Genomic DNA, 1,575 nt, shown 5'->3' with positions numbered 1-1,575 from the left:
TGTGTATAGGTGACCGGTTGTATCCCTGATCGTCCGGGGGGTCGTCGGCGGGGTCGGTGTCCGTGCAGTTCGGCCTCGGCTGCCTTGCCAGCCTGGCTGTCGGCTGGGTGTCGCTGCCGTGCGTGCTGCCGATGTCGCTGGTGATGGCCGTCTGCGGCGTCGGCAGCCTGCTCGCACTGGGCTTGGCCCTGCACGGCGGAAACCGTTGATTTCCTTCTGCATACCCGCATGCAGCCTGTGTTTTTTCCGCTACTCTTCTGCACTTTCGAAACCAGTCATCCAAGCTCGGACCCTATGTCAACGCCAAGACCCTCCCTGACCCTGACCCTGTTGCAGGCTCGCGAAGCCGCGATGAGTTTCTTCCGCCCCTCCCTCAACCAGCACGGCCTCACCGAGCAGCAGTGGCGGGTGATCCGCATCCTGCGCCAGCAGGGCGAGATGGAGAGCTACCAGTTGGCCAACCAGGCCTGCATCCTGCGCCCGAGCATGACCGGCGTGCTGGCGCGCCTGGAGCGCGACGGCATCGTCCGGCGCTGGAAGGCGCCCAAGGACCAGCGGCGGGTCTACGTGAACCTGACGGAGAAGGGCCAGCAGTGCTTCGTCTCCATGAGCGGCGACATGGAGAAGAACTACCAGCGCATCCAGGAGCGGTTCGGCGAGGAAAAGCTCGCGCAGTTGCTGGAACTGCTCAACGAGCTGAAGAAGATAAAGCCCTGAAGCGACTGGCCGGCGTCATGCCGGCCAATTCTTGTCCCAGTGCCGGCAGTCGCCCTGGCAGCGACCGGGACAGCCGCAGCCGGTGCGGCTCCTGCCGGTTTCCCGCTCGACCCGGCGGGCCACCTCCTCGTCGTCGGCGAACGGCAGCATGCTCGCCTGGTCCAGGGTCTTGGCGTGGCGCAGGCTCCAATGCACGCCGAAGAACAGCACGGCGACCGCCAGCAGCTCCAGCAGGATCTCGCTCCAGCTGAATTCCATGATGATTCTCCTCGTCGGCTGTCGAGCCTTGCCCGCAGCGTGGCGGGCGAGGCTCGGGAAGGGAAGGGACGCGCTGTCGCGGCTCAGGCCATGCGGGCCGCCGCGAGGATTCCTTCCGGGCGCGCCTGGCGTACCGTGCGCCAGGTGTTGTAGCTCATCAGCAGCATGCCGGTGAGGAAGAACCCGCCACCGACCAGGCGCACGATGAAGCCCGGATGGCTGGCCACCAGCGACTCGACGAAGGAGTAGGTCAGCGTGCCGTCCTCGTTGACCGCGCGCCACATCAGGCCCTGGGTGATGCCGTTGACCCACAGCGAGGCGATGTACAGCACGGTGCCGATGGTGGCCAGCCAGAAGTGCGCATTGATCAGGCCGACGCTGTGCATCTTCTCGACCCCGTAGACCTTGGGAATCAGGTGGTAGAGCGAGCCGATGGTGATCATCGCGACCCAGCCGAGGGCGCCGGCGTGGACGTGGCCGATGGTCCAGTCGGTGTAGTGGGAGAGGGCGTTGACGGTCTTGATCGCCATCATCGGGCCTTCGAAGGTGGACATGCCGTAGAACGCCAGGGACACCACCAGGAAGCGCAGGATCGGGTCG

The 1,575-nt window shown here is 65.7% G+C and carries 3 protein-coding genes and 1 pseudogene; 2 read left to right on the top strand and 2 right to left on the bottom strand.

Annotated elements, in window-relative coordinates; translation table 11 throughout:
• Positions 1-32: 32 nt before the first annotated feature.
• Positions 33-209, top strand: a pseudogene (locus tag FFS27_RS32590) (Bcr/CflA family drug resistance efflux transporter); the annotation flags it as partial.
• 85 nt (positions 210-294) lie between these two features.
• Positions 295-717 carry a homoprotocatechuate degradation operon regulator HpaR gene (hpaR, locus tag FFS27_RS32585; RefSeq protein WP_003093470.1) on the top strand — a complete coding sequence of 141 codons (423 nt, stop codon included), beginning with the start codon at positions 295-297 and terminating at the stop codon, positions 715-717.
• A gap of 15 nt (positions 718-732) precedes the next feature.
• Here the strand turns inward: hpaR and FFS27_RS32580 are convergent, their stop codons facing one another.
• Together FFS27_RS32580 and FFS27_RS32575 are read right to left on the bottom strand one after the other, a co-directional pair.
• A complete protein-coding gene (locus FFS27_RS32580; RefSeq protein WP_003093468.1) occupies positions 733-975 on the bottom strand; it encodes a hypothetical protein in 243 nt (80 codons plus the stop codon).
• 83 nt (positions 976-1,058) lie between these two features.
• A partial coding sequence (locus FFS27_RS32575) for a cbb3-type cytochrome c oxidase subunit I (RefSeq protein ID WP_034034308.1) occupies positions 1,059-1,575 on the bottom strand: 517 nt, incomplete at its 5' end.

This window comes from Pseudomonas sp. 2VD (assembly GCF_005503585.1).
Classification (GTDB): Bacteria; Pseudomonadota; Gammaproteobacteria; order Pseudomonadales; family Pseudomonadaceae; genus Pseudomonas; species Pseudomonas aeruginosa.
The sequence above is the reverse complement of the archived record's forward strand: the minus strand, read 5'-3'. Positions and strand labels throughout refer to the sequence as shown.